Raw genomic sequence first — 7,202 nt, forward strand, 5'->3', positions numbered from 1 at the left:
CCGAGCCGATCTCAAAAAGCCGTCTCAGTTCGGATTGCACTCTGCAACTCGAGTGCATGAAGGTGGAATCGCTAGTAATCGCGGATCAGCATGCCGCGGTGAATACGTTCCCGGGCCTTGTACACACCGCCCGTCACACCATGGGAGTTGGTTTGACCTTAAGCCGGTGAGCGAACCGCAAGGACGCAGCCGACCACGGTCGGGTCAGCGACTGGGGTGAAGTCGTAACAAGGTAGCCGTAGGGGAACCTGCGGCTGGATCACCTCCTTTCAAGGATGTGTTCTGAGGATGGTCTGGGTAACTGGACTGTTTTGGAACGCTTCTTATATAAAGTCCTTGCCTGCAGGATCGGGCAAGGCACAGCTAGGTAGGCTGCCTGCACTTCGGTGTAACGCGCCGTCAACATATCCCTTCCAGCGACAATCAATGGACCCTTTTGGGGCTAGTAGCTCAGTTGGTTAGAGCACACGCTTGATAAGCGTGGGGTCGGAGGTTCAAGTCCTCCCTGGCCCACCAGTTCTGCTGCGTGCGTGTGATGGCATGCACTGATGGGGGCGTAGCTCAGCTGGGAGAGCACCTGCTTTGCAAGCAGGGGGTCGTCGGTTCGATCCCGTCCGCCTCCACCAATGACTGGTGTCGAGAGGGTAGGGAATGGCTGGAAGCCCCATGGGCTGAAGCGCTGGACTGGAAAGATTGTCGCCGGAAGATAATGGAGATCGGACGGATGCCTTGTGGAACCGCGTTGGCGGTGCACGGGGTGTTGCGGTCTGGTAAGTTTGCTCTTTGATAATGTGAATAGGTTGGTGCGTTCGTGGACGTGCCTTTGTCACGGGTTGGTCTGGCCCGTGGATGGTCCGAGCAGTCGGAGTATCCATGCTAAGTGATGAAGGCGCATGCGTTCATGAACGAGTTAAGTGTTGAATTGTGCGATGCACTGCACTTTCTCTGTGCGGGTGTTGTTGCTCGATCTGCCGGCTGGTTATCTGGCTGGTGGCTTGAGTGGATGGCTCCTGTGCATGTGTGGGCAATGAGCGCGATAAGGGCATTCGGTGGATGCCTTGGCACCAGGAGGCGATGAAAGACGTGGCACGCTGCGAAAAGCCATGGGGAGCCGCGAGCAGGCTTTGATCCGTGGGTATCTGAATGGGGCAACCCACCCAGCGATGGGTATCATGTTCTGAATACATAGGGACATGAGGCGAACCCGGGGAACTGAAACATCTAAGTACCCGGAGGAAAAGACATCAATTGAGATTCTGCTAGTAGTGGCGAGCGAACGCGGAACAGGCCAGTGTTCATTTTTGAAGAAGCAGAACGGAATGGAAAGTCCGGCCATAGCGGGTGATAGCCCCGTATGCGTAGTGTCAGGAATGATCCTTGAGTAGGGCGGGACACGTGAAATCCTGTCTGAACATGGGGGGACCACCCTCCAAGCCTAAATACTCCCTGGTGACCGATAGTGAACAAGTACCGTGAGGGAAAGGTGAAAAGCACCCCGACGAGGGGAGTGAAATAGACCTGAAACCGAATGCCTACAAGCAGTCGGAGCCTCTTATGGGGTGACGGCGTACCTTTTGTATAATGGGTCAGCGAGTTTCTGTTTGCAGCAAGCTTAAGCCGTTAGGTGTAGGCGCAGCGAAAGCGAGTCTGAACAGGGCGACGAGTTGCTGGCAGAAGACCCGAAACCGAGTGATCTAGCCATGGCCAGGCTGAAGGTGCGGTAACACGCACTGGAGGGCCGAACCCACGCCTGTTGAAAAAGTCGGGGATGAGCTGTGGCTAGGGGTGAAAGGCCAATCAAACTCGGAAATAGCTGGTTCTCCGCGAAATCTATTGAGGTAGACCGTCGAGTATTACCCCGGGGGGTAGAGCACTGGATGGGCTAGGGGGGCCCAAAGCCTTACCAAACCTAACCAAACTCCGAATACCAGGAAGTATGAGCTCGGCAGACAGACAGTGGGTGCTAAGGTCCATTGTCGAGAGGGAAACAGCCCAGACCACCAGCTAAGGCCCCCAAATCGTGGCTAAGTGGGAAAGGATGTGGGGATTCCAAAACAACCAGGAGGTTGGCTTAGAAGCAGCCATCCTTTAAAGAAAGCGTAATAGCTCACTGGTCTAATAGAAACCCTGCGCCGAAAATGTAACGGGGCTCAAGCCACGTGCCGAAGCTGTGGGTGCATACTATGTATGCGCGGTAGCGGAGCGTTCCGTAGGTCTGTGAAGGAGACGGGGTGACCCTCTCTGGAGATATCGGAAGTGCGAATGCTGACATGAGTAGCGACAAACAGTGCGAGAAACACTGTCGCCGAAAGTCCAAGGGTTCCTGCGCAAGGTTAATCCGCGCAGGGTGAGCCGGCCCCTAAGGCGAGGGCGAAAGCCGTAGTCGATGGAAACCGGGCAAATATTCCCGGGCCTGCCAGAAGTGACGAATGCAATATGTTGTCGGGTCTTATCGGATTGATCCGGCTTTTGGCGCATTCCAGGAAATAGCTCTGGCATATAGACCGTACCCGAAACCGACACAGGTGGACTGGTAGAGAATACCAAGGCGCTTGAGAGAACGATGCTGAAGGAACTAGGCAAATTACTTGCGTAACTTCGGGATAAGCAAGACCCGTCAGTGGGCAACCATTGGCGGGTGGCACAGACCAGGGGGTAGCGACTGTTTAGTAAAAACACAGGGCTGTGCGAAGTCGAGAGACGACGTATACGGCCTGACGCCTGCCCGGTGCCGGAAGGTTAAGAGGAGGTGTGCAAGCACCGAATTGAAGCCCCGGTAAACGGCGGCCGTAACTATAACGGTCCTAAGGTAGCGAAATTCCTTGTCGGGTAAGTTCCGACCTGCACGAATGGCGTAACGACTTCCCCGCTGTCTCCAGCATCGGCTCAGCGAAATTGAATTCCCCGTGAAGATGCGGGGTACCCGCGGTCAGACGGAAAGACCCTATGAACCTTTACTGCAGCTTTGCAGTGGCATCAGAGACATTCTGTGTAGGATAGGTGGGAGGCTTTGAAACCGGGGCGCCAGTTCCGGTGGAGCCATCCTTGAAATACCACCCTGACTGTTTCTGATGTCTAACCGAGGCCTGTTAGCCAGGTCCGGGACCCTGCATGGTGGGCAGTTTGACTGGGGCGGTCGCCTCCCAAAGTGTAACGGAGGCGCGCGATGGTGGGCTCAGGTCGGTCGGAAACCGACTGTCGAGTGCAATGGCATAAGCCCGCCTGACTGTGAGAGTGACAGCTCGATCAGAGACGAAAGTCGGCCATAGTGATCCGGTGGTCCCGCGTGGAAGGGCCATCGCTCAACGGATAAAAGGTACTCTAGGGATAACAGGCTGATCTCCCCCAAGAGTCCACATCGACGGGGAGGTTTGGCACCTCGATGTCGGCTCATCACATCCTGGGGCTGGAGCAGGTCCCAAGGGTTCGGCTGTTCGCCGATTAAAGTGGTACGTGAGCTGGGTTTAGAACGTCGTGAGACAGTTCGGTCCCTATCTGCCGTGGGTGTTGGAGACTTGAGAGGATTTGTCCCTAGTACGAGAGGACCGGGATGAACATACCTCTGGTGCACCGGTTGTCGCGCCAGCGGCACAGCCGGGTAGCTAAGTGTGGACGGGATAACCGCTGAAAGCATCTAAGCGGGAAACCCACCTCAAAACAAGGTCTCCCCGAGGGCCGTGATAGACCATCACGTCAATAGGCCAGGTGTGGAAGCGCAGCAATGCGTGCAGCTAACTGGTCCTAATCGCCCAATAGGCTCATTCCATCGCCACATAACGTGGCAACATACATGCACAGCAGTCATCCACTCTTCAACACACCATACAGCACCAACCCATCACATCCTCTCAGCCCCTCCCAAAGGGATGACTGGATGACCTGGTGGCCATGGCGGGGAATGATCCACCCGATCCCATCCCGAACTCGGCCGTGAAACACCCCAGCGCCCATGATACTGTGCCTTAAGGCACGGGAAAGTCGGTCGCCGCCAGGTCTTCCAGTCACCCCTCACCACCGCGGGGTGGAGCAGCCCGGTAGCTCGTCAGGCTCATAACCTGAAGGCCGCAGGTTCAAATCCTGCCCCCGCAACCAACGACGCTTGCGAATGACCATTCGTCACATTTCGCCGAGATCGTAGCGTGCGGTTCCCCGCAACCAACGATACTTGCGATACGAACGCATCAAGAACGCCACTGTCCGGATGGACCGTGGCGTTTTTCTTATGTGCCGAGAACTGCAGGATCGCCGCGAGATCACCGCGCAGGATGATCGCCAATTCGCCATCGGCTGGCTGGAGCGTGATCTGCGAGATGAGCGTGCGCAGGCGTTCGGCCGCCTCGGTCTTCGTCTCTTCTGCCTGAAGGCTCTCGTACAGGCTGGCAATCCGCTTCTGATAGATTTCCGCCATGTTCGGATGGAGAAGGGGAGGCGGCTCTTCGATGTTGGCCAGAAGGTATGTCAGTTCCGTCTTGCGGGCCTCAAGGGCTTCCATTTCTGCCTTCATGGAGGATTGGTACATGCCGTCCTTGATTGCGGTGATGATTCCCCTGATCTGCTTTTCGACCCTGACGAGTTCGTTGCGACGCGCCGCGAGGTCCGCACCGTGCTCCATGCGCAGTCGGTTCACCTCGCGGGTGAACTCGCTGCAGAATTCCTTGAACAGGTCCGGTTCCATCAGATGCGTGCGTAGTCCGCTCAGGACCGAGGCCTCCAATGCGTCGCGGCGAATGTTCAGTCGGTTGTCACAGGTGCCCTTGTTGCGCGCCGTCGAGCAGCCAAGAAGATCCTTCGAGATCATGCTGTAGCCACCACCACAACAGCCGCAGCGGATCAGACCGGCAAAGAGATGGCGGGGACGCCGCCGCTCACTGAGGGCTTCGTTTCCCCGTTCCGGCTGGCTGAAGGTCGTTTCGGCCTGGCGCGTCTTCACGGCGTCCCATAGATCCTGCTCGACGATCCGCAGCTCTGGCACATCCTGGACCACCCACTCGGATTCAGGATTGAGGCGGGAGACGCGCTTGCCGGTATCGGGATCCTTGAGGTAGCGCAGTCGGTTCCAAACCAGGCGCCCGACATACATCTCGTTGTTGAGGATGCCGGTGCCGCGTTCCCGATTGCCGTGAATGGTGGACGGTCCCCATTCGCGTCCCTGCTGGCCTGGAACGCCATCCCGGTTCAGTTCCATCGCGATCGTGCGCGAGGACTTCCCGCGCGTGTAATCGGTGAAAATCCGCCTGACCGTGCGTGCCTCTTCCTCGTTGATGGTCCGGTCGCCACGGATGCGCTCGCCCTGGGCGTCAAACTGGCGTACGACATCGTAGCCATAGGAATTGCCGCCACCGGACTTGCCGTCCTCGATCCGCCCGCGCAGGCCTCGGCGGACTTTCTCTGCCAGATCCTTGAGGAACAGGGCGTTCATGGTGCCCTTGAGCCCGATATGCAAATGCGTGACATCGCCTTCGGAGAGGGTGATGATCCGCACGCCCGCGAACGTCATCCGCTTGAACAGGCCGGCGATATCTTCCTGATCGCGCGACAGCCGGTCCATGGCTTCGGCCAGCACGATCGTGAAGCGCCCGCGTGTGGCGTCCTGGATCAGTTCCTGAATACCGGGGCGGAGCAGGGAGGCGCCCGAGATGGCGCGATCAGTATAGCTGTCGACGATTGTCCAGCCCTGCTTTTCGGCGTGAAACCGGCAGAGGCGTAACTGATCCTCGATCGAGGCATCACGCTGGTTTTCGGACGAATAGCGGGCATAGAGCGCGACTTTCACAATCCCATCTCCCTAATCCTGGAGATCGCGTCGCCTCGCGGCCTCCACTTCAGCATTGACGAAATCCCGTGCGGCCTGACGGGCCAGAAGCCGGACCAGACTGACCAGCCGCGGATCGGCTCCACTGCGTAATGGTGTCACGTTGGCGTCCGGGACGTCGAGAACGAGCCGCAGCTTGTCCGCTATCGTATCGCGTTGGCGTGCCATCTTCCCGTCCTTTCTGCATGGACCATCGGTCAGCTCTGACGGCACTGTGGATGTCGGACGGGATGTCAGCGAACAGAAAAATACATGGAAACAAAGAGATGGATCGTGCGGAGAGGGCTTTGGGATAGTCGCGAATACGCGCGGCTATCGCTGTCGGCACTATCACAAATCGGTGATGACGCGACTATAATAGTCGCAATTTATTGCGGTGTGCATCGACTCGCAGGTTGGTTGGCACGGACCTGCGTTCCGTAAAGCCGTATCTACACGGTTCCGTGGATGCGATCTGGCGTCTGGTGAGGCCGGAAGAGAGGAAGAGGGAAGTGGGGTTTTCGTGACGGATTCAGGGGTGGGAGAGAGGCTTCCGCCCGTCCGTCACGGAGTGTCCCGCCATGGCGAGCGCCATCCAGAAAATCGCCCTTAATGCGTCCCGTGATATTCCCTTCAACAAGCTGGTGCTGTCGCAGTCCAACGTGCGGCGTGTGAAGGCCGGCCTGTCGATCGAGGAACTGGCCCGCGACATCGAACGCCGCGGCCTGCTGCAGAGCCTGAACGTCCGTCCCGTTCTTGACGGCGAAGGGGCCGAGACCGGTACCTACGAAGTGCCGGCCGGCGGCCGCCGCTTCCGCGCCCTCGAACTGCTGGTAAAGCAGAAGAAACTGGCCAAGATGGCCTCGGTACCCTGTGTCGTGCGCGAGGCCGGATCGACCATTCTTGCCGAGGATGATTCCCTGGCCGAGAATGTCCAACGCGTGGCCCTGCATCCGCTGGATCAGTTTCGCGCCTTTCGTGACATGCTGGAGAAGGGCATGTCCGAGGAAGAAATCGCTGCCGCGTTCTTCGTCGTGCCGGCCGTTGTGAAACAGCGCCTGCGCCTCATGACCGTGTCCGACAAACTGCTCGATATCTACGAGCAGGACGGCATTAAACTTGACCAACTCATGGCCTTCTCGATCAGTGACGATCCTGCGCGGCAGGAGCAGGTCTGGGAGGTCGTCTCCCAGAGCCACAACCGCGAACCCTATCTGATCCGCCGCATGCTGACGGAAAAAACCGTGCGGGCCTCGGATCGCCGCGTGCGTTTCGTCGGGCTGGAGGCTTATCTGGCGGCAGGTGGTCACGTCATGCGTGATCTGTTCGAGGCTGACGATGGCGGCTGGCTGCAGGATCCGATGCTGCTCGACCGACTTATGTGGACGGCCGTTTAAGCGCAATACCTCAT

General features: G+C 58.0%; 2 protein-coding genes, 3 tRNA genes, 3 rRNA genes and 1 pseudogene. 7 read left to right on the forward strand and 2 right to left on the reverse strand.

Features of this window, described 5'->3' with window-relative positions:
• The 6 genes from GEU01_RS18465 to GEU01_RS18490 all read left to right on the forward strand — a co-directional run.
• Nucleotides 1–270, forward strand: a 16S ribosomal RNA gene (locus GEU01_RS18465); the annotation flags it as partial.
• A 169-nt stretch (nucleotides 271–439) separates the two neighbouring features.
• Nucleotides 440–516 (forward strand) — tRNA-Ile (locus tag GEU01_RS18470).
• A gap of 34 nt (nucleotides 517–550) precedes the next feature.
• Nucleotides 551–626 (forward strand) — tRNA-Ala (locus GEU01_RS18475).
• Between the two features lie 400 nt (nucleotides 627–1,026).
• Nucleotides 1,027–3,765: ribosomal RNA gene (locus GEU01_RS18480) — 23S ribosomal RNA — on the forward strand.
• 113 nt (nucleotides 3,766–3,878) lie between these two features.
• Nucleotides 3,879–3,994, forward strand: a 5S ribosomal RNA gene (rrf, locus tag GEU01_RS18485).
• Between the two features lie 21 nt (nucleotides 3,995–4,015).
• Nucleotides 4,016–4,092: transfer RNA gene (locus tag GEU01_RS18490), tRNA-Met, on the forward strand.
• Here the strand turns inward: GEU01_RS18490 and GEU01_RS24920 are convergent.
• Nucleotides 4,049–5,773, reverse strand: a complete 1,725-nt coding sequence (locus tag GEU01_RS24920) for a recombinase family protein (RefSeq protein WP_081500019.1) — start codon at nucleotides 5,771–5,773, stop codon at nucleotides 4,049–4,051. The genes GEU01_RS18490 and GEU01_RS24920 overlap by 44 nt on opposite strands.
• A gap of 12 nt (nucleotides 5,774–5,785) precedes the next feature.
• Nucleotides 5,786–5,980, reverse strand: a complete 195-nt coding sequence (locus GEU01_RS18505; protein WP_019087250.1) for a hypothetical protein — start codon at nucleotides 5,978–5,980, stop codon at nucleotides 5,786–5,788.
• A gap of 392 nt (nucleotides 5,981–6,372) precedes the next feature.
• Between GEU01_RS18505 and GEU01_RS23295 the strand changes: the two are divergent.
• A pseudogene (locus tag GEU01_RS23295) lies at nucleotides 6,373–7,173 on the forward strand (ParB/RepB/Spo0J family partition protein); the annotation flags it as partial.
• Nucleotides 7,174–7,202 lie beyond the last annotated feature (29 nt).

Origin of the sequence: Komagataeibacter europaeus LMG 18890 (genome assembly GCF_000285295.1) — a bacterium.
Classification (GTDB): Bacteria; Pseudomonadota; Alphaproteobacteria; order Acetobacterales; family Acetobacteraceae; genus Komagataeibacter; species Komagataeibacter europaeus.

What these genes read in the sequence shown, in the direction of transcription:
- GEU01_RS18505 (WP_019087250.1), bottom strand. Translation starts at nt 5,980, where the DNA reads ATGGCACGCCAACGCGATACGATAGCGGACAAGCTGCGGCTCGTTCTC.